We start from the raw sequence: 25,982 nt of genomic DNA on the forward strand, positions 1-25,982 counted from the left end.
TGCTTTGTTGTTTACAGGGTATAAATGTGTATACACATGGTTTTAAAGGTTGTTTGTCTGTTTTGTTTAATAACAATGCAAAAAACATTTAACTAAATTGACTTAATTAAAATATTGACCGTATATTTGTTTATGATTTAATGATAAAATGATAAACAAAATGACAGCTATAGAATTTAATAACTTGATACAGGCTGTAGCGCAATCGCTTAATCCTGCTGCCATGAACCTGACCCGGAATTCTGACGATGCAAAAGACCTGGTGCAGGAAACAATGCTGAAGGCTTTGTCGAACAAGGATAAGTTTAAGGCAGGCACAAACTTAAAGGCATGGTTATACACGATTATGCGCAATACGTTTATCAATAACTACAATAAGATAACCAAGCGCAGCAGTAACATAGATAGCGCCGAGTACTTGAAATACCTGAATACCGACGAAAATTATGTGACGCAAAACAAAGGCACCTCAACTTTCGTCATGCATGATATTAACAAGGCAATTGCTGACCTGAGCGAAGAGCACCGCACTCCGTTTATGATGTACTATGTAGGGTATAAATACCTTGAGATTGCCGAAAAGCTTCGTATACCTATCGGAACTGTTAAAAATAGAATCCACATAGCCCGTAAAGAGCTGAAAGAAGTACTTAAGGTATATAACCAAAGTGCATAACATATAGATCATCTCTATGTCTTTAACCAAAGTTGTTGTTATCGGATCCGGTTTCTCTGGGCTTTCTGCAGCTACATGTCTTGCCGATCAGGGCTATGAGGTAACTTTGTTAGAGAAAAATGACAGCCCTGGCGGCCGTGCCCGAAGCTTTACCACTGATGGTTATACTTTTGATATGGGACCAAGCTGGTACTGGATGCCCGATGTGTTTGAGTCATACTTTAACAGGTTTGGCAAAAGCACTTCAGACTATTACGAGCTAAAGCGCTTAGACCCTTCTTACACAGTTGTGTTCGGAGAAGATGATTTTGTAGACATACCCGCCACTATGGCAGATCTGCGGCAACTCTTCGAAAAAATGGAAAAAGGCAGCGCTGCACAGCTGGATCTTTTTCTGGAGCAGGCAGCTTACAAGTATGAGGTTGGCATAAACCGGTTGGTGTACAAACCTGGCCGCTCTGTAACTGAGTTTATGAATCCGCGCCTGTTGCTGGATGTGCTTCGGATGGATATTTTCCAGTCGTTTTACAAGCATATCAGACGTTACTTTAAAAACGAACGCTTGCTTAAGCTGATGGAATTTCCGGTGCTTTTTCTGGGAGCCTTACCACAAAATACGCCTGCCCTGTATAGCCTGATGAACTACGCCGATATAAGCCTGGGAACCTGGTACCCAATGGGAGGCATGTATAAAATTGTGGAGGGCATGGTAGCCCTTGCTAGGGAAAAAGGAGTGAAGTTTGAGTTTAACCAGGATGTACAGCAAATAGAGGTTGCCAATGGTAAAGCCACACATGTTGTAACATCCTCCGGATATTATGAGGCTGACGTAGTAGTAGCCAGCGCAGATTATCATCACGTGGAACAGCACTTGTTGCCGAAAGCCTATCAGAGTTATACAGAGAGTTATTGGGACAGCCGGGTAATGGCACCGTCGTCGTTGTTGTTCTACCTGGGTGTTAATAAGTTATTGAAAAACCTGCAGCACCACAATTTATTTTTTGACGAAGATTTCGGGCCGCATGCCCATGAGATATATACCGATCCTAAATGGCCTGATAAGCCGCTCTTCTATGTTTCGGCACCATCTGTAACCGATGCATCGGTAGCACCGACTGGTTGCGAGAACCTGTTTATACTTATACCTGTGGCGCCTGGCCTGAAAGATACGCCTGAAGTACGAGAGCTATACTTTAACAAAGTAATGGACCGTCTGGAGCGACTTACAAAGCAGGATATACGTAATGCCATAGTATACAAGCGCAGTTACGCCCACAACGATTTTATATCGGATTACAACGCGTTTAAAGGCAACGCCTACGGTTTGGCAAATACCCTGATGCAAACCGCCTTGCTTAAACCAAGCCTGAAAAGCAGGAAAGTAAATAATCTATACTATACCGGTCAACTCACCGTGCCAGGCCCGGGGGTGCCGCCGTCGCTTATTTCGGGGCAGGTAGTGGCAAAAGAGATTGCAAAAGAATACGCAGCCCCGGTTGCGGTTAGAGTATAAAGTCGTCGAACCAAACACAGGTATATGGAACTCTTCAGGGATTGTTGTTTACAATGCAGTAAAGTTATTACCGAGGCTTACAGCACGTCGTTTACGCTGGGCATTAAAACGCTTAACAAAAAATTCCATTTGCCTGTTTATGCCATTTATGGTTTTGTGCGCTGCGCCGACGAGATTGTAGATACCTTTCATGACTACGATAAAGCCAAGCTGCTCCGGGAATTTAAGCAACAAACTTTTGAAGCTATTGATAATGGCATCAGCCTGAACCCTGTGCTGCATGCTTTCCAGTGTGTGGTAAATGAGTATAAAATTGATAAGGCATACATAGAGGCTTTCCTGAAAAGTATGGAAATGGACCTAGAAGACCATTCTTACGACAGGTCGTTGTACGAAGAGTATATTTACGGGTCTGCTGAAGTGGTGGGGCTAATGTGCCTGAAAGTGTTTTGCGAAGGCGACGAAGAGCAGTTTAAAAAGCTTGAAAAACCAGCCCGCAGCCTTGGAGCCGCCTTCCAGAAAGTAAACTTTTTGCGGGATATGCGCAGCGATTACGACGAACGGGGCCGGGTATACTTTCCGAAGGTAGATTACAAAACTTTTAACAATGCCAGCAAAGCCGAAATAGAAGCCGATATCCTAAAGGACTTCGAGGATGCGTACATTGGCATCATGGCGCTACCCAAGTCGGCCAGAATGGGCGTGTACCTGGCGTATGTGTATTACCTCAAGCTTTTCCGGAAGATACAAAACCTGCCGGCAACCCATATCCTTCAAGAACGCGTAAGAGTACCTGATAACACGAAGCTGGCATTGTTGCTTGGCTCATACCTCAAGTACAGACTTAACGCTATTTAATGATTACTTTATCTCTTTTTATACTGCTGGGCTTATTTATTGATAATCTGCCGGCAGAGAATACCCGGAATTATACTTTAAAAGAACTGCGCAATGAGTACCTGCAGGCAAGCAAGGATGAAGAGGCAGCCAGGCGTTTCCATAAAAAGATGGCTGCTTTTAACGAAAAGCAGCCAGTTAAGCTAGCCTACAAAGCATCATCTGAGGCTGTGATGGCCAAGTATGGCTGGAACCCTTACAACAAGCTAAAGCACGTAAAAACTGCTGCGGCTATTTTTGAAGAGGCAGTTGCCATGGACAGGTCTCATCCAGAAATTCGCTTTTTAAGGTTTACCGTAGAGCATTATATACCGCGCTACCTCAACCTTAGCGAACACATAAAAGAAGATAAAAAACTGATTATCGAGGGCTTGAAAAAGCATCCAAAGTCAGGTTTGTCTACGGAAATGGCGCAAACTATAAAGGACTTTATGCTAAGCAAAGACCATTGCACAGAAGCCGAAAAGCAGGAGATTAAAAGTATAATGATCAATTAATAATGAATAAGTAAGAATTAATTGCTCCTTCTTAATTCGTAATTAAAAATGTACCTCTACCTGTATTTAAACATTTTTACTGTACTTTTCCCCTTGTTGCTGTCCTTTGATAAAAAGGTGGCTTTCTACAAAGGGTGGTATGCACTTTGGCCTGCTATACTTGCTAATGCTGTTTTGTTTATACTTTGGGATGCCGCGTTTACAAAAGAAGGCGTTTGGGGATTTAACGCGGACTACCTGACTGGTCTATACTTTTTTGGGCTCCCTATCGAGGAAATTCTGTTTTTTATAACAGTGCCTTATGCCTGCGTGTTTATTTATGATGTGCTCAATGCGTATATTAAAAAGGATTTTCTGCAGCCTTACGCCAAGATAATAGCACTTTCCCTGATCATCATACTTCCGGTTGTGGCTATCTTCAATATCGGTAGGGTTTATACTTCCATTACCTTTATGCTGCTATCGCTGGCGCTGATACTGCATATAAAATTCTTTGATACGCGCTACCTGGGTCGCTTTTTTATGGCTTACCTAGTGCATCTTGTCCCTTTTTTGCTGGTGAACGGAGTACTTACCTATTTGCCTATCGTATGGTATAATAATGCCTATAACCTTGGCTACAGGATTGTTTCAATACCTGTAGAAGATACGATGTATTCTATGCTGATGCTGCTCATTACAATTTCTATCTACGAAGGTATAAAGCAGCGTAAGGGTATAAAACAATTTCAACCCTCAGTTGTATAAAGAGTATGAGCAGCCTGCACGTCACTATCGATTCTAATTCCGGCTTTTGCTTCGGTGTGGTTTATGCCATACAGATGGCCGAAGACCTCCTGGACGAACAAGGTTACCTGTATTGCCTGGGCGATATCGTGCATAACGATGTGGAGGTAGAGCGTTTGCAAAAGCGTGGTCTGCGCATTATCAACCACGACCAACTGCGCGAACTAAACAATGAGGCTGTGTTGATACGTGCCCATGGCGAACCCCCCGAAACTTACCAGCTGGCGCTCCAGAATAACTTAACTTTAGTAGATGCCTCGTGCCCGGTGGTACTAAAATTGCAAAACCGTATTAAAACCTCCTACGACAAGCAGGACCCTATCTTTATTTATGGCAAGCATGGCCATGCCGAGGTATTGGGCTTACTTGGCCAGACAAGTAACCAGGCGGTTGTTTTTGAAAGTATAGATGAACTGTTGCAGCACGAGTTGCCGCCAAAAATTACCTTATACAGTCAGACAACTAAAAGTACAGACAGTTTTTACCGCATAAAAAGCAAGCTGGAGCAGGATGGGTACGAAGTAGATGCCAACGATACGATCTGCCGCCAGGTATCTAACCGCGATAAGGAATTACGCAAGTTTGCTGCAATGTATGATAAGGTGGTGTTTGTGTCTGGTACCAAATCATCAAATGGCAAAGTGCTTTACCAGGTCTGCAAAGACACTAACTCCAATACTTATTTTATTTCCAAAGTGGACGAACTCCAGCCTGAGTGGTTCGGCACCGGCGACTCTGTTGGGATTTGCGGAGCAACCTCAACCCCCATGTGGCTTATGGAGGAAGTAAAAGGAGCATTGCAGCAGATGGAAGTATAAAACGTATCTCATAGCATGTGTCAAGGCTCTGAGACAAAAGACATAATGACAAAGGAAATCTTATAAAGTGTTACTTTTGTAGAGGATGTCTTTTGTCGAAGGTCTTTTGTTTTACACAAAGCCGTGCTGGGTGTGTTGTAATAATTGATACAGAATAAGGAAATGGCAATAAGTAGACAAAACGATAGGAGAGGCATAGTGATAGCGGCAGTTATTGTAATTTGCTGGACCGGTCTGCTTTTATACTTGCTTACTTCGTTTGAGGTCTCTTTTGCATCTCCGCTAACTTACCTGTTCATACTTTTACAAACGCATTTATATACCGGGCTTTTTATTACAGCTCACGATGCCATGCACGCGGTAGTGGCTCCAGGTAAACCGAAGCTGAATAAAGCCATTGGTACAGTTACGGCTTTTCTTTTTGCCTACAACTGGTACGCGCGTTTGTTGCCAAAACACCACCAGCACCACCGTCACGTAGCAACCGAGCAAGACCCCGATTACCACCGTGGATCTTTCTGGCCCTGGTATTTCAGCTTTTTAAAGAACTACATAACCTGGTGGCAGATAGTGCTGATGGCTATTACCTATAATGTGCTGCAGCTGTTTTTCTCATTAGAAAATGTCGTGCTCTTCTGGATGCTGCCAGCTATACTTGCCACCTTTCAGCTTTTCTATTTTGGTACATATCTGCCCCATCGTGGCGAGCATCCAGAGGATAATCCCCATAAATCAACTACGCAAAGTAAAAACCATGTGTGGGCTTTTATAAGCTGCTATTTCTTTGGCTACCATTACGAGCACCACGATAAGCCTTATCTGCCCTGGTGGCAGTTGTATAAAGCGAAGGGATAGAATAAGAAAGGCAGCCAAGTTTGGCTGCCTTTCTTGTTTGTAAGGTTATTAGGTTATCGCTTAATAAATTTCTTTCTTAATTGACTTTTGCTTGTTTCTACCTCCAGAATATAGGCACCTGAAGCTAACTTTGAGACATCGAAAGCATAATGTGCCGTTGGCTTAAGCGCCTGCTCCTGTACAACCTGCCCTAGTAAATTATAAATGCGAATTAGGGTAAAGCTGGCAAGTGTGCTGCTAAGATGTAAAGTGGTAGCTGTTGGGTTAGGGTAAAGAATCAGTTCTTGTTTGTGGTCTTTTTTTGTACTGGTTAAATTTTCTGCCTTAAAGTTGAGTGGGTAGCGGCCATTACTACTATCCAAGCCATCGCTTACATCAAATGTAAAGCCGGTAATAGTTGTGCTGTTTTCTGAGGGTGTATATACCAGTTTATTTAGTTCTGTTACAAATATTTCCTGGCCCGCTGTTACTGCCATACCTTTAAAGGTTAGGCTGCCTTCTTCAGGGAGAGTATGTATTTTAACCTTGGTTAGTCTGTCGTAACTGTCCTCGTCGTAAAATGGGAAACTATCTTCCGAAAAAGTATGAGGGGATGTGCTGCTTATTTTAACTGTTGCAGCCTCTGAAGTAGGAATATTGTTTGTATAATTCCATAGTTCGTTCCCATAAAGTTGGCTATAGGCGTTAAAATGAAGCTTGCCTTTGCACATAAACATACTCGTGGCTGATTGCTGGCCAGGATAAGTATAAGTAGGAGGATTTATGGCAGATATCCTTGCTGTGCTTCCCGGTGTTCCGCTGCTTTTCCATAATTCGCCCTGTACAAAAAAAAGCAGTGCATCTTGCACTACCTGCATGTTAGCCACTGAGGATAAGCCCATTGGTAAAGTTTCCAGAACGGTGGTGCCTGTAGCTGCGCCATCTGTTGTCCATAGGTCATCATAGCTGTTGCCTGGCCAGTTACCGTTGCGGATAGTAAAGTACAGCCTGTTCTGGTATGCCACCAGGTTATACATGCCAGAGAATCCCCCGTTCAGGTCCAACTGTTTTACCTTTACTGTGCCTTCCGGAGTTCCGTCTGTTTTCCAGAGAGAGCCATAGTTTGTCTGCGGGTACGGAGGTGCTACTGTAAAATATAAAGTGCCGTTTACATCTGTGAGCCATTGAGGCGAGGAGGATTGCTCTCCGGGGTATATGTCTTTAAGCTGTATGGTTCCCTCCGGAGTACCGTCGGTTCGCCAGAGTTCGCATCCTGCTTCGGACGTGCATGCCGAGAAGTAAAGGTAATTACCAGATACTTTTATGTTGTGCTTCTGGCTACTGCCTGCCAGATACTTTAATCTGCTCGTTCCTGATGTAGTTCCGTCTGTGTACCATAAGCCTGCTTCTGTAGTATAGCCATTCATAAAAAAGTATAGCTTATTCTTAAAAGCAACAGTTTGGCCTATGTTAGATGGGCCGAACTCAAAAATCTTGATAACTTTAGTTCCTTCGGAGGATCCATCTGTCACCCATAATTTATTTGATGTGCTGTAGGCCCCAGTCCAGAAGTATAGTTTGTCATAAAAGTTGCCGGCTACTCCTGTAAAATAGTCGCCATACCCTGATCCTGCTGATGCATAGTTTATAGTAGATGCGGCATCGCCTGATGAACTCCACAGTTTCGTGTCCTGGTTATTGTGACTCATGGTGATAAACCCAAGTTTGTCTTTTTAAACAGACAGCCCCTTTATATTATCTGCTGGTATATTATAAACTTGTGGCTTTACTATTTGTGATGTTCCGGCAGAAGAGCCGTTGCTCTGCCACAATGCGTTTCCTGCTATGCCATTGTTGGCTACAAAGTAAATCAGGTTGTTATGCCGTATAAATTGGCCTGGCTCTGATCCCTGTGTGCTGGGATTTATGTCTTTCACCATTTTAGTGCTTGAGGCGGTGCCTTCAGAAATCCAGAGTTCTTTGCCATGTACGCCATCAGCTGCAGAAAAAAGAATTTTGTTGCCAAAAGCGTGAAGGTCATTTGGAGAAGAGTCGTCAATGCCGGGCAATATGTCTTTAACCAGCTTAACCAATGGCGCAGTGCCCTCCAATAACCATAGCTCTTTGCCATAGGGATGTAAACCTGCTGTAAAGTATAAATTGTTGCCAGCAGAGGTTAACTGCTCCGGATAGCTGTTAAAGTAATTTGCCCCCTCAATATTAACCTGCTCAGGTGCAGTGCTAATACCATCAGTTCGCCAGATCTGCGGCCCTCCGTTATAAACAGAAAAGTATAGGTATCCCTGGTGTGCAACAAACCAGGCATTCAGGTCAAACTGTTGGGTGGTAGGAGATATTACCTGTGCTGTTCCACTGGCTGTGCCGTCAGAAGCCCAAAGTGCCTGGGTATTATCCTGAGCCAGAACAAAGTAAATCTTGTTATTAAAACTAAAGAGTTTGCCTATGGCTGCTCGGCCACTCCCAGATCTGGCACTTGCAATCAGTTTTGTGTTTTCTACAGTGCCGTCGGTTTCCCAAAGCTCTTCTTCTGAGTATGACTTTGTTACACGGAAGTATAATTTACCGTTCAGGGTTAAAATGTCTTTTGGTTCGCCAGCCGGAGGTGCCAGCTCTGTGGGTTCTAATAAAACCCCGTTTCCGTCTGCTTCTACCTTCCAAATCTTATAACTGCTGTAATCCTTGGTGTATATGTAATAAAGTGTGTTTTCTAACGAGGCAAGGTCCCATTTAATACCATTTGCAATTGTCACCATTTGCTCGGAACCAGGGTTGCCATCTGTTGCCCAAAGTTGAAAATCGGGGTTGTCCTGTTCCAGAACTAAAAAGTATATTCTATTACCTGTGCTGGTAACTCTTGACGAATAAACAGATGCGGTTTTAAATGAGGTTACCTTTACTGTGCCTATGGCACTCCCGTCGGTTCTCCAAATATTTCTTCTGCCTTCGCTATCTAAAGCTGAGAAGTAGAGCATGCCGCCCATTTCCACAAAGTCCTTTACCTGGCTGGAGCCATTGCCCGGCATGATGTCCTTAACTAAAAATGTGCCCTCTGGTGTACCGTCTGAGCGCCATAATTCAGAGCCGTGCACACCATCGCTGGCATCGAAATAGGTAAGGCCATTGTAGGTATGCATCTTGCCGGGTTCCCTTGATCCGAACTGAGAAGGTTGTTTATTAATGTCTGCCACGAGTTGAACCTGGCCAAACACGACCTGCGAAAGGAGCAGCAGGATGAATACCGCCCAGAGATGTAAAGGTTTTTGCATCTGGAAGTGGATTTAGTTTGTTCTCGTAAAAGGCAGCAAATATATGGTTTTGCCCTAATGTTGTTACCAGTTATTTGGTGAATAGATTTTATAGTGACATTAATCTAAAGTATGGTATGCGATTATGTTTAAGTTTTTTGTTCATTATACTTCCTGATTGAGCTGATATGTGTTGCATATAGCTGTATTGTGATAGTTCTATTTTTGATATAAGCCAGATGATGTATAATATATTGATATTTAATTATTTGTATCTTTTTAAAGGCTTGTTTTTGAATCTTTTGTTGTTCTTTTTGAAACATTTATATGTTTCGGAAGTATGAACAGCTAAATGCTTTGCTCTGCATTTGACTTATAATATACGCTCTAGATTCTTCCGCTTCACCCTTAGCAACTCTTTATGAAATTACCGAAACGTATACTTTATATAATTCCTTTACTCTTCCTGCTCTCTCTGTCTACTGCCTTTGCTGGTAAAGATCCAAATATGCTGAAAGCCGGGGTAAGCTATATTTGGTTGTCTGAGTATGACAGCCAGGGACTTATGTTCAATAACCGCTTCAGTCACCATGTGAGCGATCGGTTTGCCGTTGGTTTGAACATGGGGCTTGCAGCTGGTTCAAGGTTTGATGATGTAAAAGAGATCTACTCTATTAAGAACACCTTTTACATGGCTAATTTAGAAGCCAGTTTCGATGTGCTGAACAATGAATCTGTCGCGTTTAGAATAGGAGGGGGCGTTGGCGCAAGGCATCGTGCAGAGATAAACTCAAATGCAGATGATGGAACCGTGGACGGATCTGTTAAGCATATTAAAACCTCAGAAGTAGGGTACAACGGCTTTATCGAGAACGACTTTAATATTCTGCGTAACGGAGTGGCAGGCGGCAGAGTAGGATACTTTGCTTATACCAAGGGTACTCCTGTATTTTCGATTGGCCTGCACATTGGTTTTAAATTCTGAAATAACGAATCACTAAACGAAAAAGGGGGAGCCACTAGTGGCTCCCCCTTTTTCGTTTAGTGATTTAGGCTTAGTGTGCCCCTGCTTCCTTTTTGCAGCAGTCGTCCAGACGCTTGTAGGCTCGCTCCGAGGCTGGCTTGTCGTCGGCATCGTAACCGGTTTCATTAACGGCCTTGCGCACGTTGTCAGCATTTGTTTTGCGGCTGTCAAACACTACAGTCAAGATCTTGGAGTCTACATCAAGCGATGATGATTTAACGCCTTTTTCGTAGGCCATTGCCTTTTCCATGGTTTTCTTGCACATACCGCAAACAGCAGATGTTTTGATCTTCAGTGTCTCTTCGTTTTTGTTTTGTGCCTGTGCATTTGCGCCAAAGCTTACAAATGCCATCATTAGTACAACTACCAGTGATTTTAGAATTTTCATGTGATCTATGGTTTAATTATAAGTTAATCAATTTTGAAGCGTAGTCCTGCGTATACAACACGGCCTGTAATCGGACCCCAGACCATGCTTGCATCAAAGTTTGGGCCAAAAGGCTGGTCGGCACCTAGTATAGGGTTTGTCTGTCTGTAATTTAGTAGATTTTCGCCCCCCACGTATACTTCCCAGCGTTTAAATGCACGGCTTACTTGTGCATTAAAAGTATAAAACTTGTCCGATTCGCTCATGCTTGCTGTGTTGCTTTGCTCTATTGGGGCCAATGGCATTAAGCCAAAATACTGTCCTGTCAGGTCGGCACGCCATTTATCAAAAGGTGTCGCAAAACCCAGGTTTACAAAAAAGCGATGCTGCGGAATCATCGGCTTCTGCAGCAGTTTTCCATTGTAAGTGGTTTTCACATCAAAGTACTTATAGGCCGTTTTTACATCAAACCCCTTAAAGACTTCATACTGCACCTCCGCCTGAAAGCTTTTGGAAAAGGAACGCCCATCTAAGTTATAAAAACTAGCCTGCGTAGGGTTCGTGTACATATCCAGCACTACCTGGTCTGTAAAAGTTGTATAGTAGTAATCTGTTACAAAAGTGCCAGGCCTGCCGCCCCACTCAAAGAACTGGGTAAATGAGCCACCCAGGTTCCAGGCCTGTTCCGGCTTAAGTGTTTCTGTGGTTCTGATGGCACGGGAGCTTACAAGTATAGCTGAGTTTTCTGCAATAGGGTTAGCTACTCTAAAGCCTTTACCAGCTGCCAACCTGAAAATAGTGTTTGGTGTAGCGTCGTACTTCACATTCAGCCGGGGCGTGAATATTGTCCCGAACAGGTTATGGATGTCAACTCTGGAGCCGGCTACCACGGTCAGGTTGGTAGTATTGTTGTAAATGTATTCCACAAAAGCGCCTGGTATATGCTCGTTTCGGCCAAAAGTACTGTCGGCAAGGGTCTCCGAATAGTTATCATAAGTATAGCTCAAACCGGCTTTGTACGTGTGGCCGGTGTGCCCCAATATAGACTGAAAGATCAATCTGGCAGAGGCGCTGTTTTGTTCTCCGTCGTAATTACGCAAGCCATAACTGGAGTCGAACTTATGATGCGCAACAGAAGTGATCATGCCTATACTTTGGTAAGGCTTGCCCGGAAAAGTATAAGACGATTTGTTATAAGCCATTAACCTGTCCGTTTCAGAGGTGGTGCCATAGTATGGCTGTTGCTCCTGCGGCACGTCTTCATTATACTTTAGCTGCCCACCTGTCTTAGTTTCACGCAATGCATTTATCCCAAACTCCGACACTACATCCTTGTGGCTATACTTCCACTTGTTAAACACATTGTACTGCGTGCCTACGGGTAGGTCCATAAAACCATCCTTGTTGCGGTCTACACGGTTGCCCAGGTGGTTAGAGTGCAGCATAAGTATGGTGTTCCACTTTTTGCCGACAGATGTAGCCAGGTTCAGGTTGGCATCAAATTTTGCCAGGCTGTTGCCATACAGGTTAAAGTATAAACGCTCCGCTTTTTCAGGGTCTTTCAGCATCACGTTTACCTGCCCGGATATCGATTCGTAACCGTTAAGCACGGACCCTGTGCCCTTAATAATATCGATGGACTCGATGTAAGTGCCCGAGAGGTAGTTAAGCCGGTAGGGCGTAGCAAGGCCCCGTAGAGCCGGAATGTTGTCAGTAGTCAGCAGTGTATAAGAACCGTCCAAACCAAGCATCTGTATCTGCTTTGCTCCGGAAACAGCATCTGTTGTGGAAACTTCTACAGAGGCATTGGTCTCAAAGCTCTCAGCCAGGTTGCAGCAGGCCGACTTTTCCAGGTCGCGGGTTGTTATCACCTGTGAGTTAGTGGGAGTGAGGGAAGAATAGCGTGCCTGCTGGCCTTCTACTACCACTTCCTGCAGCTTACCCGTAGCGGCAAGTTGTATAATAACGTTGCTTTTGCCGCTTACATTAATTGTATCTGGCTTATAGCCAATATAGGTAATAATGATCTCTGGCGTTAATGCATCGGCTGTAGAAAGTGCAAAACTGCCTGTGATATCGGTAGAGGTGCCTTTTGCAGTTCCTTTCCATACTACGTTGGCGCCAATAAGGGGCAGGCTGTTATCTGTTTGGTCTACCACTCTGCCGGTTAGCTGCTGTGCTGCTGCCGGAAGTATGGCTATAAAGTATAAGGTAAATAGCGCATACAGTACACGCTTTATACTTGTGGAATTGAATTTCATTTTAAATAGTCTAAGTAATGATCAAAATACATAAAGGTAAAGGCACAAGCTGGGTGCAGGTGCATTTCTTGTATTTTGATGCTAGACTATAAGGGTGTGCAGTTGGTGGAGCAGCCGGCGCCCATACAAAGGTGGAGAGCTGTCGGAGTAAGTATAGATGCGTTCCTCAATGGCATCGTGATGAGCCTGAATAGGAACAAACAACTTGATGTGTTGCTGGAAGTATACCGGCAGCTGTAAGTTAAACGCCTTAAGCGAAGAAATAGGCTCCAGTTTTTCGTACAGCACTTTAACAGCGCAGCACTCATCGGTTTGCGCGCCTTTGTCCGACCCTTCCTCGCAACAATCATCAGCCTCTGTAGATAGGGCCGAAGTCTTGATGCCAGCCATCAGGCAGAACTGCTCACTAAAAGCAACGCCAACCGAACCGAGCAGAATGCTTAGTGTCAGGATGGATAACATGCTATAGCGAAGTATACCTTTCATGTTGCAAATATAAGCGAAGTCTACCACTTTCTACCACTTTTCCATAAGAATGGTTTATGTCTGCCACTTTGCCCCACTTCTGCTGTGGAAATCTATGGGATATAGTATTTTTGCTATGTCTTACAATGTAATTAACTAAAAATCAATAAGTTGGCGTGTTTGTGTCTCGTATTTTAATCAAAAAGAGCACACAGTACAAAAAAACTTATACCCAATATATAGCGTTTATAGTGTGGATAATGTGGATAAGTGGTGTGGATTACCATAATTTATCCACAAAGTGGTAAAAAGTGGTAGATTGTGGTTGTGGTGTTTTGTTGAATCGCTACATTTGTAATATCCGAGAACTATACGGATTAAACTGTTAGAGTCTATGAACTTCCTCTCTGGCGAATATGAGTGCAAGATTGACCCAAAGGGAAGGTTGGTTTTACCTGCAAAGATAAAAGCCAACCTGCCGGAGGCATCGGGAAACCATGTGGTGCTGATGAGAGGATTTGAGCCTTGCCTTGTGCTTTACCCAAAAGCCGAGTGGAAGGTGATTTACGACAAAGTAGCAGGCTTAAATGAGTTTAACGAAGAGTACCGTCATTTCCAGCGTAACTTTTTCCGTGGTAACACAGAGATAGAGTTGGATGGCGCAGGCCGTTTTATAGTGCCAAAAACCATGTCGCGTTTTGCCGAGCTGGAGAAAGAGGCTGTAGTAGTTGGGTTGGGCAACCGTGTAGAGATCTGGAATCCTGATAAGTATGAGGAATTCCTGATAAAAGACCAGCAGAATTTCTCTCAGCTGGCGCAAAAGTTTTTAGGTGATAAACCGGCTGAGGAGCCTTTGATTTAATGGAGTACCATCGCCCCGTACTGTTTGAAGAGTCTGTAGATGCCCTGGCCATTAAGCCGGATGGTGTTTATGTTGATGTGACCTTTGGAGGTGGTGGCCACTCTTCGCTTATAGCAAGCAAGCTTACAGACGGTAAGCTGTACAGTTTTGACCAGGACCGAGATGCGGAAGAGCAGTCGAAGAAAATAGACAGTCCTGCTTTCCAGTTTGTGAGAGCCAACTTCAGAGACCTTAAAAAGTACCTGAGGCTTTACGGGGTAAAACAGGTGGATGGCATACTGGCTGACTTGGGTGTATCTTCTCATCAGTTCAATGTACCGGAACGCGGTTTCTCGACCAGGTTTGAAGGACCATTGGACATGCGCATGAACGCTGAGGCGGGCACTACTGCCGAGGAAGTGCTGGAGACCTATTCAGAGGAACAGTTGCATCGCATTTTCGGGATTTACGGCGAAGTAAAAAACGCCAGAACACTTGCCCGTACCATAGTGGAGAAAAGAGCCAGAAAGCCTTTTGAAACGATCGGGGAGTTTAAGCAGGCCATTAGCTCTTGTACGCCAAAAGGAAAGGAAAATAAGTACCTGGCACAGGTTTTTCAGGCGCTTCGGATAGAAGTGAACGACGAGATGAAGGCGCTGGAGGAGATGCTGGAACAGGCTGCAGAGGTTTTAAAGCCCGGAGGCAGATTGGTGGTAATATCTTACCACTCGCTGGAAGATAGGCTGGTGAAGAACTTTATAGCTAAAGGCAAGTTCTTTGGGGAGGTAGAAAAAGACTTGTTCGGAAACGAGAAAAAGCCGCTTGATGCCGTTAACCGGAAACCAATTGTGCCATCCGAGCAGGAATTGCTCGAAAACAGCCGCTCTAGAAGCGCAAAACTGAGAATAGCAGAGAAAAGATAAAAAGATGATTAAATAACAGGCTATTACATAGCTCCAAATTATTGCAGTAACTATGGCTTCAAATGTTCTGATCAAACAAAATAACCCGCCGAAGACCAACTCGGCGCGTATGAAGCCAGAAGTGGAGCAGCCTAAAAAGCCTAAAGCCAAACGTAACGGTTTTAGCCTCTTCAAACTCCTCGACAAGTATGCTAACGTAGATGCTTTGTTCGAAGAAGGAGTTCCGCTCAAGTATCTTCCCTATATCCTTTTTACAACACTTATTACCCTTTTCTATATTGGTAATACCCATTTTGCGGAGAAAACTATCCGTAAAATAGATAAGATTAAAGTAGAAACAGAAGATTTGCGCGCAGACTATACTACGCTTAAGTCGGATTACATGGAGGCCAGCAAGCAATCCGAAGTTGCGCGCAACGTGGAGCCGCTCGGCCTACTCGAAAGTTCATCGCCACCCTATCAAGTGATTGTGCCTGCCGATGAATATTAAGAAATCCATAGTTATAAGGGTACGGGTGGTGTTTTTACTCATCTGCCTTTTTGCGTGCGCCATTGTGTACAAAATAGTACAGATACAGTTTATGGATGGTGCCCGCTGGAAAGAGATTTCCAAGGAGCGCCGTATCCGTTACCAACCTGTTTTTGCCACGCGCGGCAATATTTATTCTGACAACGGAAGTATACTGGCTACCTCGCTGCCTTTTTACCGCGTAGCTTTTGATCCGACTGTTGCCGATGCAGAAACCTTTAACAGGGGTGTGGACTCACTCTCCATGTTACTGGCACGTTTTTACAAAGACAAGTCGGAAGATTACTACCGCCGTAAAATAAAAAACGCACGTCACGATGGCAGACGGTACCTGCGCCTGAATAGCCGCCAGATAAACTATCAGGATAAGAAGATGATGGCGCAATGGCCTATTTTCAGAGCCGGTAAAAACAAAGGCGGGGTGATCTTTGAAAAGGTAGAGAAGCGCTTTAAGCCATTTGGCCTGCTTGCCGAGCGTACCGTAGGCTTTATAAACGAAGATAAAAACGGTGCCGGCCTGGAATTCAGTTTTAACAACCATCTGGCAGGTACCGACGGGGAGGCTCTTTTCGAACGTATAGCTGGCGGTAATAAGCCTATTTACGATGGCACAGAAGTAAAACCGCAGCACGGCTACGACATCAAGACCACCATCGATATCAACCTGCAGGATGTGGCGGAGAATGCCTTGTACAAAGCACTGGAAAAAACCAATGCTGAGTATGGATGTGTGATCATGATGGAGGTAAAAACCGGTGAGATAAAGGCTATAGCCAACCTGGGCAAGACAAAAGGCGGGTATATAGAAGACTACAATTATGCAGTTGGTAACCAGGGACGTACAGAGCCAGGGTCTACCTTTAAGCTGGCTTCGATGATGGCCTTGTTTGAATATGCGCCGGATGTCAGGCTAGGTGATACCATCGATACCGGAGATGGCCGCTACCGCATCAAGAATACCATTATGACAGATGCTAAAACAGGCGGTTACGGCAAGCTGTCCGTGCAGGAGATATTTGAGAAGTCGTCTAACATAGGTGTGGCAAAGCTAATGGAACAGCACTTCAGTAGCAACCCGCAGGCCTATGTAGATTATCTGAACAAATTCGGGTTAAACAGTACGCTTGGCTTCCAGATGGACGGCGAAGCACGTCCTTTCATGAAGAGCCCGCAGGATAGGACCTGGTATGGCACCACGCTTACTTCTATGGCCATTGGTTACGAGTTAAAGCTGTCGCCTTTGCAAACGCTGGCTTTCTACAATGCCGTTGCTAACAACGGAGTGAAGATCCAGCCGATCATAGTGAAGGAAATCAGTAAAACCAATACCGTTATACAGTCTTTCAACACGCGTGTGCTAAACGAGAAGATTTGCTCTGACGAAACACTAAAGAAATTGCGCAGCATGCTGGAAGGTGTAGTTGCGAATGGCACAGCTAAAAACATACTTAGCAAAGACTATAAGGTAGCCGGCAAAACCGGAACTGCCCGTAAGGTAAAGAACGGACGCTATGTTATGGAGTACTCTACTTCATTTGCTGGCTATTTCCCGGCTGATAATCCAAAGTATAGCTGCATTGTGATCATTGACAGTCCGAAAGGCGTGAACGTGTATGGTGGCGATGTGGCGGCGCCGGTTTTTAAGGAACTGGCCGATAAAGCCTATGCCCGCGACCTGGCCATGCACAAATCACTGCGTGCCAGAGTGGCGCCAAACAAAGACAGCATGCCTCAGGTAGGTGCCGGCAATCTGGATGACCTGAGCTATATCTGCAACAAAATCGGCATAAGTCACCACCCCAATATTACAGACGAGGAGTGGGTGAAAGTAGAACAGAAAATGCGTTTCCTTGATTTTAAGCCGAACCCTGTAATGGCTAACAAGGTGCCTGATGTGAAAGGCATGACCCTGCGCGACGCCCTTTTTATACTTGGGAATCAGCAAATGGATGTGAAGGTAGTAGGTACTGGTAAGCGGGTAGCGCAGCAGTCGTTAGAGCCGGGAACAGATATTACAAAAAGAACTAAAATAACTATTGTACTGAGCTAATGCAGTTGCTACAGAACATATTAAAGGATATTAGAACCCTGGAGGTGAAGGGGAGGATGGATGTGTCCATCGAGTCGATCACATTCGACTCGCGGCAGGTGCGCGAAGGCGTTGCTTTTGTAGCTGTGCGAGGCGTGCAGGCCGATGGGCATGAGTATATCCAAAAGGCAGAGGAGGCGAATGCAGCAGCCATTATCTGCGAAGCACTTCCTGCAGAACTTCAGGAAAGTATAACCTATGTAGTGGTGCAGGATTCAGGTGAGGCCTTAGGTAAAATGGCTTCTGCTTTTTATGGTCATCCTTCTACTAAACTTAAACTGGTAGGTGTAACAGGTACTAACGGCAAAACAAGCTCTGTTACTTTGTTGCATAAGCTTTTCAGGGAGTTGGGCTACCATGTGGGTATGCTGTCTACGGTGCAGAACCAGATAGATGAGGAGATTATTCCATCTACGCATACTACGCCTGATGCTGTGAAGCTGAATGAATTGCTGGATCAGATGGTGAAGGCCGGTTGTGCCTACTGTTTTATGGAGGTTAGCTCACATGCCATGGTCCAAAAGCGCGTGGCAGGCCTGCAGTTTGCCGGAGGGGTTTTCACCAACATCACGCATGACCACCTGGACTACCACAAGACCTTTGACGAGTACATAAAGGCTAAAAAGCTGTTCTTCGATGGTTTGCCAAAAGGAGCCTTTGCGCTGGTGAACGCCGATGACAAACGCGGGGCAGTAATGGTGCAGAATACAAAGGCATCAGTACATGAGTTCTCGCTGCGAAAAGTAACAGAGTTTAAAGCCCGCATTATAGATAATACCATTCAGGGGCTACACCTGGAAGTGGACGGCCACGAAGTATGGTGCAAACTGATCGGTGCTTTTAATGCATATAATTTTTTAGGTGTCTACGCGGCGGCAGTACTATTAGGCGAGGAAACGATGGAGGTACTGACAGTGCTTTCGAGCCTGGATACAGCAGCAGGCCGCTTCGACTACATTGTGTCGGATACGCAGATAACCGGGATTGTAGATTATGCCCATACCCCGGATGCGCTGGAAAATGTGCTGAATACGATTCAGCAGATCCGTACGCCGCTGCAAAAGGTAATTACTGTAATAGGCTGTGGTGGTAACCGCGATGCCGGCAAGCGGCCTATTATGGCAGATATTGCCTGCCGCTTAAGCGACAAGGTTATACTTACCTCAGACAATCCACGCTTTGAAGAGCCCCAGGCTATACTAGAGGATATGCAGAAAGGTGTAAAACCGCTTGACTTTAAGAAGACACTATCTGTGCTGGACAGGAGAGAAGCCATTAAAACAGCTTGCGTACTGGCCGAGCCAAACGATATTATACTTGTAGCCGGAAAAGGCCACGAAACATACCAGGAAATTAAAGGCGTTAAAACTGATTTTGATGACAAGCAGGTTTTGCGAGACATGTTTCAGCAACTGGGCAAGTAAAAATTATAAAGCTAAAGGAAACCGAAATAAACGTTAATGTTATATCACCTTTTCACATACTTAGACCGCGAATTTGACTTTATTGGAGCAGGTGTGTTCCAGTACATCTCTTTCAGGGCGGGTATGGCCACCATTGTATCGCTGCTGATAGCCATGATATTTGGAGGCAAACTGATCAATGTGCTGCAGCGCAAGCAGGTAGGCGAAAGCATCCGTGACCTTGGTCTGGAAGGGCAGCTCGAGAAAAAAGGTACACCAACCATGGGCGGTCTTATCATTATCTTGGCCATTCTGGTGCCAACGTTGCTATTTGCCCGGCTTGATAATATTTACATCATCCTTATGCTGGTATCAACCATATGGCTGGGCCTGATCGGCTTTCTGGATGATTATATTAAGGTATTCAAGAAAAACAAGGAAGGGCTTGCCGGCCGCTTTAAAATACTGGGTCAGATTGGTTTAGGCTTGATCGTGGGCCTAACTTTATACTTTAATGACGACGTGGTGGTACGCCAGTATATTTTCTCGGATGGCAGCACTTCGGCAGTAAATGCATCAAGGCATTACACAGATGTGCATAGTATGATCACCACTATACCGTTCCGCAAGAACAATGAACTGGATTACTGCAACCTGTTCTCGTTTGCCGGGCCATTATTCCAGGGCTGGTCATGCTATTTATACATCCCATTCGTGATATTGGTAATTACGGCTGTATCAAACGGTGCCAACATTACAGATGGTATTGACGGATTAGCTGCTGGAACATCGGCCATTATCGGGGTAACACTGGCAATTTTTGCCTGGGTATCAGGTAATACCATTTTCGCAGATTACCTGGATATCATGTTCATACCAAATTCTGGAGAACTAACGATATTCTGTCTGGCTTTTGTGGGAGCCTGCGTGGGTTTCCTGTGGTACAATACCTATCCGGCTCAGGTGTTTATGGGTGATACAGGCAGTCTGGCAATAGGCGGTATCATAGCGGTGTTGGCCCTGATCGTACGCAAGGAACTTCTAATTCCGATTCTATGCGGCATCTTCCTAATTGAAAATCTATCTGTAATGCTGCAGGTGAGTTACTTTAAATATACTAAAAAGAAGTATGGTGAAGGACGTCGCATTTTTAAAATGTCGCCGTTGCACCACCATTACCAGAAACTAGGTTATCACGAATCTAAAATTGTAGGCCGCTTCTGGATCGTGGGTATTATGCTGGCCATTTTGACATTGGCGACACTAAAACTTCGCTAATTGTCGTGATTCGTTACTCGTTGATCGGGAAAGAAGCAAAGTATGGACTATAAGAATCTGGATGTGTGGAAGAAGTGCAGAAAGCTGGCTGATAGTGTTTATGAGATCTCTAAAAGTTTTCCGAAAGAAGAGATTTTTGGTTTAACGATTCAGATAAGAAGAGCTGCGGTTTCAGTGGTGTCAAACATAGCAGAGGGTTGTGGGCGGCAACATTCAAAAGATGCGATACAAATATTTTATATAGCTCGTGGTTCTTTGTATGAAGTAGAAACACAGCTTTATGTTGCACTTGATCAGAATTACATAAAAGAGTCAGTTTTTGAAGATTTAATATTAGAACTGGTAAGCTGTAAGCAAATGCTGAACGGCCTGATAAAATATTTTAAAGGATTGTAGTTGAATTCGAACAACGATCAACGAACAACGAACAACGAAAAATGAAGATAGCAATTCTAGGAGCAGGGGAGAGTGGCGTAGGAGCTGCATTGCTGGCACAGGCAAAGGGGCTGGACGTCTTTGTTTCGGATATGAGCCAGATTAAGGATCAGTATAAAGCTAAACTGGCAACGGCTGCTATCCCTTTTGAAGAAGGAACTCATACTTTAGATAGAATTCTTGATGCTAACGAAATCATTAAAAGTCCTGGCATTCCTGATAAAGCTGCAGTTATACAAGAAGCAGCCAAAAAGCAGATACCGGTAATATCAGAGATCGAGTTTGCGGGAAGGTACACTGATGCGGAATTTATCTGCATCACAGGCACCAACGGTAAGACCACGACTACACTGCTTATTTACCACCTGCTTAAAAACGCGGGGCTGAATGTAGGTTTGGCAGGCAATATAGGGGAAAGTCTGGCAGAGAAGGTGATCGAGAATAGGCACGAGTACTATGTAGTAGAGCTGAGCAGTTTTCAGCTGGACAACATGTACCAGTTTAAGGCGCACATAGCGGTGCTAACTAATATTACGCCTGACCACCTGGATCGCTATGAATACAGCATGGAAAAGTATGCCGCCTCTAAGCTGCGTATTGTGCAGAACATGACAGGCAGTGACTTTTTTATCTACAATGCAGATGATGAGAACATAGCCAAAGCATTTGACTCGCCAAATTTTGGCGGAACAACGATACCGTTCACATTACAGGGCGCAGCAGGTGCTAAGGTATACTTCGAGGGCCAAAGTATAAAAGTAGACGCTAAGTTTTACGAGGGTACAATAGATACCTCAAAGTCCGGCCTCATCGGGAAGCATAACCAATATAATACGATGGCTGCCGTAGCAGCGGCAAAGTTGTTGGGTGTTTCAGATGAGCAGATTGAAAAGGGTCTGGAAACATTTGTGAACGCGGAGCACCGTTTGCAGCAGGTTGGTGTCGCCAAAGAGGTTACTTACATAAACGACTCCAAAGCGACCAATGTGGAAGCCGTATGGTATGCACTGGAAGGTATAAAGCAACCGATAGTATGGATCGCTGGCGGAGTAGACAAAGGAAACGACTACAGTACGTTGGTAGACCTGGCCCGTGAAAAAGTAAAGGTGCTGGTTTGCCTTGGTAAAGACAACGAAAAATTAAAGCAGGTATTTGGCCGGGTGATTCCGATCATTGCTGAGACAACCTCCATTGATTATGCCGTGCGCCTGAGCCGTTCGCTATCTACACCCGGAGATGTGGTGCTGTTGTCGCCGGCCTGTGCAAGCTTCGACTTATTCAACAATTACGAGCACCGCGGACAGCGCTTTAAAGAGGCTGTAGAAAAGATAGTTTTAAAAAAATAAATAAAAACATAACCGATTTAGCCAAAGGTTTATGATAAAGCAGTGGTTACAGAAAAACCTGAAGGGAGATCCTGTATTGTGGGGGATCGTCTTTATGTTCTCGCTTATAAGCGTGGCGGTGGTGTATTCTGCCACTGGTACGCTTGCCTATAAATCCCATGAGGGGAACACAGAGTATTTTCTGTTGAAGCACTCTTCGCTGATCTTGGTTGGACTTGGCTTTATGTGGGCTGCCCATAAGGTGCCTTATCGTTATTATTCCAGGCTGTCGTTAGTGGCGCTTATACTTTCTGTGCCATTATTACTGTTCACCTTTTTCTGGGGTTCCAACATTAACGAGGCATCCCGCTGGATCACGATTCCGGTTATAAACCAGACATTTCAGCCCTCAGACTTAGCCAAACTGGCGCTTATCTCTTACCTGGCAAGTATGCTGGCCAAGGTACAGTTAGAGCTTAAAGACTGGAAAAAGACTTTGCTGCCGATGTTGGTCTGGACTGTGGCAATCTGTGGCCTGATCGCGCTTACCAATACATCCACAGCGGTTCTGCTTTTCGCAACCTGCATGCTGCTGATGTTTATCGGGCGCGTGCCTTTCAGATACCTGATAACGGTTTTCCTGTTTGTAGTGGTTTTTGGAGGAGCAATGCTGGCCCTGGGGCAGCGTCTTGAAACAGCGATAAGCAGGGTAGAAGCGTTTATGGATCCGAATGAGACGGCGTTTCAGCTGGAGCAGTCTTACATTGCCATTGCAACAGGTGGCGTGGTTGGCAAAGGCCCAGGCAACAGCGACCAGCGTGACATTCTTCCCCACCCTTACTCCGACTTTATATTTGCGATCATACTGGAGGAATACGGTTTGATAGGAGGCGTAGTAGTGCTGTTTTTGTACCTGGCACTACTTTACAGAGGGCTCGTAACAGTTACAAATAGCACAGGCGCATTTGGCGGCTTGCTGTCTGCCGGGCTTAGTTTTAGTCTGGTGATACAAGGTATGATAAACATGGGCGTGGCTGTTGGGCTTGGTCCAATTACAGGTTTGCCGCTACCCCTGCTAAGTATGGGTGGTACTTCTTTGATCTTTACAGGTATCTCGTTGGGGATTATACTTAGCGTGAGCCGCACAGACAGAGAGGCAAGCAAGGAGCATGCTGCAGCCAATAATGATGTTTTACCCTCTAACACACTGGTAAATGCCTGATCAGCAGAAACCATATCGTGTTATTATCAGCGGTGGCGGCACCGGCGGGCATATTTACCCGGCTGTGGCTATTGCCAACCAGCTAAAGGAAGTTAACCCTGAGGCAGAGATACTTTTTGTAGGTGCCCAGGGCCGCATGGAAATGACTAGGGTACCCGAAGCCGGTTACAAGATCATTGGCCTGTGGATCAGCGGCATACAGCGCAGACTTACATTGGATAACCTGTCGTTTCCGTTGAAGGTGCTGTCAAGTATAAAAGCGTCGCATAATATCATACGGGAATTTAAACCCGATGCGGTTGTTGGTGTAGGTGGCTATGCCAGCGGACCTCTGTTGTATGCGGCAACAGCCAGAAAAATTCCGGCACTTATACAGGAGCAAAATTCGTATGCCGGCATTACTAATAAACTATTAGCCAAAAGGGTTAATAAAGTATGTGTAGCCTACCCAAATATGGAAGCCTTCTTTCCGGCAGAGAAGCTGGTATTAACAGGCAACCCGGTTCGCAGCGATATTTTGGATAGTAACTCTAAGCGCGCGGAGGCACTGGCTCACTTTGGAATAACTGCTGAAAAGAAAACTATACTTGTAATTGGCGGTAGCCTGGGTGCCAGAACCATTAACCAAAGTATAGCCGCCGGCATAGTGCAGATCGTGCAGGCTGGTTACCAGTTGATCTGGCAAACTGGTAAAGCATTTTATCCGGAGGCGCAGGAGTTGGAGCAAAAGTATAGCACACAAGGTATAAAAGTTTTTGACTTTATAAAGCGTATGGATTTGGCCTATGCGGCGGCCGATGTGGTTATCTCAAGAGCAGGGGCGTTATCCATATCAGAGCTTTGTCTGGTTGGGAAACCTGTTGTGCTGGTGCCATCGCCGAATGTGGCCGAAGACCATCAGACTAAAAATGCGATGGCCCTGGTGCAGCAGCATGCAGCTATACTTGTACGCGACCAGGAAGCAAGTCAGCAACTTGTGCCAGCTGTACTCGAACTTGCTCAGGACGAGCAGGAGCAGCAAAGGCTGAGCCAGAACATACTTAAAATGGGTAAGCCAAATGCGGCTGCCGACATTGTAAACGAATTAATAAAACTGATCAAGTGAAACTGGAGCAGTATAACTATATCTACTTTTTAGGCATCGGGGGAATTGGCATGAGTGCGATTGCCCGCTGGTTCAATGCAAAGGGTTATCCGGTGTGGGGTTACGACAAAACCCGAACACCGCTAACCGAAGCACTGGAGCAGGAAGGAATTCGTGTGCACTACGAAGACGATGTAGCGTTTCTGCCACAGGAGATACTGGATAATAAAGAACAGACACTAGTAGTGCTAACACCTGCTATACCAGCAGAGCATTCTGAGTGGGCTTACCTGAAAGTGCAGGGTTATACTATCAAAAAGCGATCAGAGGTGTTGGGCATTATAACAGCTGGCGCCTTTACTATTGCGGTAGCGGGTACGCACGGTAAAACCACTACGTCCTCTATTGTAACACACTTGCTGCACCATGCCGGCGTGGATTGCTCTGCTTTCCTGGGAGGAATTTCCACTAACCTGAATTCAAACCTATTGATAGGCAAGGGAGAGGGTGGTAAGGAAATCGTAGTGGTGGAGGCAGATGAGTACGACCGTTCTTTCCTGACGCTGTTTCCGGATGTGGCTATTGTTACTTCTGCTGACCCGGACCACCTGGATATTTATGGCGACAAGGATGAAATGATCCGGACCTTCCAGAAGTTTATCAGCCAGGTGAAACCAGGAGGTTACTTGTTTATCCATGAAGGTATAGATACACGCATGACTGACCTTGTGCAGGAGGGCGTGAAAGTAGTAAAGTATGGCTTAAATGAAGGGCAAGCGCATGTGCAGCACCTGCATATAAATGGCCGTTGGTTTGAGTTTGATGCCGTTAGTCCATTTAGTGAAATTAAAGGTTTGCGTTTAGGCTTACCGGGTTTCCATAATGTGGAGAACACGCTGGCAGCTATACTTGCGGCACAGGTTGTGCAAATTAATGCGCAAAGTATAAAGGCCGGCGTAGAAAGTTACTTGGGTGTTAAAAGGCGCTTCGAGTTTATCTATGAGGGGCAGGGGAAAGTGTACATTGATGACTATGCCCATCACCCGAAAGAGATTGAAGCCTTCATGACTTCGCTGCGTGTGCTGTATCCGGGTAAGCATATAAAAGTACTATTTCAGCCGCACCTTTTTACCCGCACACGCGACTTTGCAGAGGAGTTTGCAGCGAGCCTGAGCATGGCTGATGAACTGGTTTTGCTCGATATCTACCCGGCACGCGAAAAACCCATACCCGGGGTAAGCTCTGAGATGATTTTGGAGCAGGTTACATGCAAGAAAAAAGAAATATTGCACAAAGAAAATATAATTGAAAATTTGCTTAAAAACGGCGATTTTGACGTTCTGGCCACGATTGGGGCCGGTGATATCGACACGCTGGTGAAGCCTATCAGAAATTTTTTAGAAAAAGAACGTCATGGGCTTGAATAGTAAAATAAAATCTTTAATTTTT

At 45.0% G+C, this 25,982-nt stretch carries 24 protein-coding genes; 19 read left to right on the forward strand and 5 right to left on the reverse strand.

Annotated elements, in window-relative coordinates:
• Window positions 1-160: 160 nt before the first annotated feature.
• From K0O23_RS13575 to K0O23_RS13605, 7 genes are all read left to right on the forward strand, one after another.
• On the forward strand, window positions 161-676 hold the full coding sequence (locus K0O23_RS13575) for an RNA polymerase sigma factor (RefSeq protein ID WP_219877977.1): 516 nt from the start codon (window positions 161-163) through the stop codon (window positions 674-676).
• A gap of 16 nt (window positions 677-692) precedes the next feature.
• Complete coding sequence (locus K0O23_RS13580; protein WP_219877978.1) at window positions 693-2,189, forward strand: phytoene desaturase family protein; 1,497 nt, start codon at window positions 693-695, stop codon at window positions 2,187-2,189.
• A 24-nt stretch (window positions 2,190-2,213) separates the two neighbouring features.
• Window positions 2,214-3,047: a phytoene/squalene synthase family protein gene (locus tag K0O23_RS13585; RefSeq protein ID WP_219877979.1), complete on the forward strand. Its 834-nt coding sequence runs from the start codon at window positions 2,214-2,216 to the stop codon at window positions 3,045-3,047.
• Window positions 3,047-3,583, forward strand: coding sequence for a hypothetical protein (locus tag K0O23_RS13590; RefSeq protein ID WP_219877980.1), 537 nt, complete (start codon window positions 3,047-3,049; stop codon window positions 3,581-3,583). Before K0O23_RS13585 ends, K0O23_RS13590 begins: the two co-directional genes overlap by 1 nt.
• Before the next feature lie 48 nt (window positions 3,584-3,631).
• Window positions 3,632-4,330, forward strand: a complete 699-nt coding sequence (locus K0O23_RS13595; RefSeq protein ID WP_219877981.1) for a lycopene cyclase domain-containing protein — start codon at window positions 3,632-3,634, stop codon at window positions 4,328-4,330.
• Between the two features lie 5 nt (window positions 4,331-4,335).
• Window positions 4,336-5,187, forward strand: coding sequence for a 4-hydroxy-3-methylbut-2-enyl diphosphate reductase (locus K0O23_RS13600; protein WP_219877982.1), 852 nt, complete (start codon window positions 4,336-4,338; stop codon window positions 5,185-5,187).
• A gap of 162 nt (window positions 5,188-5,349) precedes the next feature.
• A complete protein-coding gene (locus K0O23_RS13605) occupies window positions 5,350-6,042 on the forward strand; it encodes a fatty acid desaturase (protein ID WP_219877983.1) in 693 nt (230 codons plus the stop codon).
• A gap of 53 nt (window positions 6,043-6,095) precedes the next feature.
• Here the strand turns inward: K0O23_RS13605 and K0O23_RS13610 are convergent, their stop codons facing one another.
• Window positions 6,096-7,730: an ELWxxDGT repeat protein gene (locus K0O23_RS13610; protein WP_219877984.1), complete on the reverse strand. Its 1,635-nt coding sequence runs from the start codon at window positions 7,728-7,730 to the stop codon at window positions 6,096-6,098.
• Between the two features lie 24 nt (window positions 7,731-7,754).
• Window positions 7,755-9,308 carry an ELWxxDGT repeat protein gene (locus tag K0O23_RS13615; protein ID WP_219877985.1) on the reverse strand — a complete coding sequence of 518 codons (1,554 nt, stop codon included), beginning with the start codon at window positions 9,306-9,308 and terminating at the stop codon, window positions 7,755-7,757.
• A gap of 400 nt (window positions 9,309-9,708) precedes the next feature.
• Between K0O23_RS13615 and K0O23_RS13620 the strand changes: the two genes are divergently transcribed.
• On the forward strand, window positions 9,709-10,272 hold the full coding sequence (locus K0O23_RS13620) for a hypothetical protein (protein ID WP_219877986.1): 564 nt from the start codon (window positions 9,709-9,711) through the stop codon (window positions 10,270-10,272).
• Between the two features lie 70 nt (window positions 10,273-10,342).
• Here K0O23_RS13620 and K0O23_RS13625 read toward each other — a convergent pair whose 3' ends face one another.
• The 3 genes from K0O23_RS13625 to K0O23_RS13635 all read right to left on the reverse strand — a co-directional run bounded on the left by K0O23_RS13625 (window position 10,343) and on the right by K0O23_RS13635 (window position 13,401).
• Complete coding sequence (locus K0O23_RS13625; protein WP_219877987.1) at window positions 10,343-10,699, reverse strand: heavy-metal-associated domain-containing protein; 357 nt, start codon at window positions 10,697-10,699, stop codon at window positions 10,343-10,345.
• 23 nt (window positions 10,700-10,722) lie between these two features.
• Window positions 10,723-12,939 carry a TonB-dependent receptor gene (locus K0O23_RS13630; protein WP_219877988.1) on the reverse strand — a complete coding sequence of 739 codons (2,217 nt, stop codon included), beginning with the start codon at window positions 12,937-12,939 and terminating at the stop codon, window positions 10,723-10,725.
• Window positions 12,940-13,020: 81 nt separating this feature from the next.
• Window positions 13,021-13,401, reverse strand: a complete 381-nt coding sequence (locus K0O23_RS13635; RefSeq protein ID WP_246597111.1) for an HYC_CC_PP family protein — start codon at window positions 13,399-13,401, stop codon at window positions 13,021-13,023.
• A 397-nt stretch (window positions 13,402-13,798) separates the two neighbouring features.
• On the opposite strand from K0O23_RS13635, the gene mraZ reads away from it, so the two are divergent.
• From mraZ to murC, 11 genes are read left to right on the forward strand one after another with little or no spacing between them, the layout of a single operon-like run.
• The gene (gene mraZ / locus K0O23_RS13640) at window positions 13,799-14,266 is read left to right on the forward strand and encodes a division/cell wall cluster transcriptional repressor MraZ (RefSeq protein WP_219877990.1); all 468 of its coding nucleotides are present in this window, start codon (window positions 13,799-13,801) and stop codon (window positions 14,264-14,266) included.
• Window positions 14,266-15,168 carry a 16S rRNA (cytosine(1402)-N(4))-methyltransferase RsmH gene (gene rsmH / locus K0O23_RS13645; protein ID WP_219877991.1) on the forward strand — a complete coding sequence of 301 codons (903 nt, stop codon included), beginning with the start codon at window positions 14,266-14,268 and terminating at the stop codon, window positions 15,166-15,168. The genes mraZ and rsmH overlap by 1 nt, the downstream gene beginning before the upstream one ends.
• A gap of 52 nt (window positions 15,169-15,220) precedes the next feature.
• Entirely contained in the window at window positions 15,221-15,658 is a 438-nt protein-coding gene (locus tag K0O23_RS13650) for an FtsL-like putative cell division protein (protein ID WP_219877992.1), read from the forward strand.
• A complete protein-coding gene (locus tag K0O23_RS13655; protein WP_219877993.1) occupies window positions 15,648-17,747 on the forward strand; it encodes a penicillin-binding protein in 2,100 nt (699 codons plus the stop codon). Before K0O23_RS13650 ends, K0O23_RS13655 begins: the two co-directional genes overlap by 11 nt.
• On the forward strand, window positions 17,747-19,210 hold the full coding sequence (locus K0O23_RS13660) for a UDP-N-acetylmuramoyl-L-alanyl-D-glutamate--2,6-diaminopimelate ligase (RefSeq protein ID WP_219877994.1): 1,464 nt from the start codon (window positions 17,747-17,749) through the stop codon (window positions 19,208-19,210). Before K0O23_RS13655 ends, K0O23_RS13660 begins: the two co-directional genes overlap by 1 nt.
• 36 nt (window positions 19,211-19,246) lie before the next feature.
• Window positions 19,247-20,467 carry a phospho-N-acetylmuramoyl-pentapeptide-transferase gene (gene mraY / locus K0O23_RS13665; RefSeq protein WP_219877995.1) on the forward strand — a complete coding sequence of 407 codons (1,221 nt, stop codon included), beginning with the start codon at window positions 19,247-19,249 and terminating at the stop codon, window positions 20,465-20,467.
• Window positions 20,468-20,509: 42 nt separating this feature from the next.
• Complete coding sequence (locus K0O23_RS13670; protein ID WP_219877996.1) at window positions 20,510-20,863, forward strand: four helix bundle protein; 354 nt, start codon at window positions 20,510-20,512, stop codon at window positions 20,861-20,863.
• A 41-nt stretch (window positions 20,864-20,904) separates the two neighbouring features.
• Window positions 20,905-22,248, forward strand: a complete 1,344-nt coding sequence (gene murD, locus K0O23_RS13675) for a UDP-N-acetylmuramoyl-L-alanine--D-glutamate ligase (RefSeq protein ID WP_219877997.1) — start codon at window positions 20,905-20,907, stop codon at window positions 22,246-22,248.
• A 31-nt stretch (window positions 22,249-22,279) separates the two neighbouring features.
• Window positions 22,280-23,449: an FtsW/RodA/SpoVE family cell cycle protein gene (locus K0O23_RS13680; RefSeq protein WP_219877998.1), complete on the forward strand. Its 1,170-nt coding sequence runs from the start codon at window positions 22,280-22,282 to the stop codon at window positions 23,447-23,449.
• On the forward strand, window positions 23,442-24,554 hold the full coding sequence (gene murG / locus K0O23_RS13685) for an undecaprenyldiphospho-muramoylpentapeptide beta-N-acetylglucosaminyltransferase (RefSeq protein ID WP_219877999.1): 1,113 nt from the start codon (window positions 23,442-23,444) through the stop codon (window positions 24,552-24,554). The genes K0O23_RS13680 and murG overlap by 8 nt, the downstream gene beginning before the upstream one ends.
• A complete protein-coding gene (gene murC / locus K0O23_RS13690) occupies window positions 24,551-25,960 on the forward strand; it encodes a UDP-N-acetylmuramate--L-alanine ligase (protein ID WP_219878000.1) in 1,410 nt (469 codons plus the stop codon). The genes murG and murC overlap by 4 nt, the downstream gene beginning before the upstream one ends.
• The last annotated feature ends 22 nt before the right edge of the window (window positions 25,961-25,982 follow it).

It is taken from the genome of Pontibacter aydingkolensis, from assembly GCF_019443125.1.
Taxonomy (GTDB): Bacteria; Bacteroidota; Bacteroidia; order Cytophagales; family Hymenobacteraceae; genus Pontibacter; species Pontibacter aydingkolensis.

Coding starts and splice junctions, on each gene's coding strand:
- K0O23_RS13650 (WP_219877992.1), top strand. CDS start 15,221: ATGGCTTCAAATGTTCTGATCAAACAAAATAACCCGCCGAAGACCAAC.
- K0O23_RS13595 (WP_219877981.1), top strand. CDS start 3,632: ATGTACCTCTACCTGTATTTAAACATTTTTACTGTACTTTTCCCCTTG.
- K0O23_RS13600 (WP_219877982.1), top strand. CDS start 4,336: ATGAGCAGCCTGCACGTCACTATCGATTCTAATTCCGGCTTTTGCTTC.
- K0O23_RS13610 (WP_219877984.1), bottom strand. CDS start 7,730: ATGAGTCACAATAACCAGGACACGAAACTGTGGAGTTCATCAGGCGAT.
- K0O23_RS13660 (WP_219877994.1), top strand. CDS start 17,747: ATGCAGTTGCTACAGAACATATTAAAGGATATTAGAACCCTGGAGGTG.
- K0O23_RS13635 (WP_246597111.1), bottom strand. CDS start 13,401: ATGTTATCCATCCTGACACTAAGCATTCTGCTCGGTTCGGTTGGCGTT.
- mraZ (WP_219877990.1), top strand. CDS start 13,799: ATGAACTTCCTCTCTGGCGAATATGAGTGCAAGATTGACCCAAAGGGA.
- K0O23_RS13620 (WP_219877986.1), top strand. CDS start 9,709: ATGAAATTACCGAAACGTATACTTTATATAATTCCTTTACTCTTCCTG.
- K0O23_RS13575 (WP_219877977.1), top strand. CDS start 161: ATGACAGCTATAGAATTTAATAACTTGATACAGGCTGTAGCGCAATCG.
- K0O23_RS13630 (WP_219877988.1), bottom strand. CDS start 12,939: ATGAAATTCAATTCCACAAGTATAAAGCGTGTACTGTATGCGCTATTT.
- K0O23_RS13655 (WP_219877993.1), top strand. CDS start 15,648: ATGAATATTAAGAAATCCATAGTTATAAGGGTACGGGTGGTGTTTTTA.
- murG (WP_219877999.1), top strand. CDS start 23,442: ATGCCTGATCAGCAGAAACCATATCGTGTTATTATCAGCGGTGGCGGC.
- rsmH (WP_219877991.1), top strand. CDS start 14,266: ATGGAGTACCATCGCCCCGTACTGTTTGAAGAGTCTGTAGATGCCCTG.
- K0O23_RS13585 (WP_219877979.1), top strand. CDS start 2,214: ATGGAACTCTTCAGGGATTGTTGTTTACAATGCAGTAAAGTTATTACC.
- K0O23_RS13680 (WP_219877998.1), top strand. CDS start 22,280: ATGATAAAGCAGTGGTTACAGAAAAACCTGAAGGGAGATCCTGTATTG.
- murD (WP_219877997.1), top strand. CDS start 20,905: ATGAAGATAGCAATTCTAGGAGCAGGGGAGAGTGGCGTAGGAGCTGCA.
- K0O23_RS13625 (WP_219877987.1), bottom strand. CDS start 10,699: ATGAAAATTCTAAAATCACTGGTAGTTGTACTAATGATGGCATTTGTA.
- K0O23_RS13605 (WP_219877983.1), top strand. CDS start 5,350: ATGGCAATAAGTAGACAAAACGATAGGAGAGGCATAGTGATAGCGGCA.
- K0O23_RS13615 (WP_219877985.1), bottom strand. CDS start 9,308: ATGCAAAAACCTTTACATCTCTGGGCGGTATTCATCCTGCTGCTCCTT.
- K0O23_RS13670 (WP_219877996.1), top strand. CDS start 20,510: ATGGACTATAAGAATCTGGATGTGTGGAAGAAGTGCAGAAAGCTGGCT.
- mraY (WP_219877995.1), top strand. CDS start 19,247: ATGTTATATCACCTTTTCACATACTTAGACCGCGAATTTGACTTTATT.
- K0O23_RS13590 (WP_219877980.1), top strand. CDS start 3,047: ATGATTACTTTATCTCTTTTTATACTGCTGGGCTTATTTATTGATAAT.
- K0O23_RS13580 (WP_219877978.1), top strand. CDS start 693: ATGTCTTTAACCAAAGTTGTTGTTATCGGATCCGGTTTCTCTGGGCTT.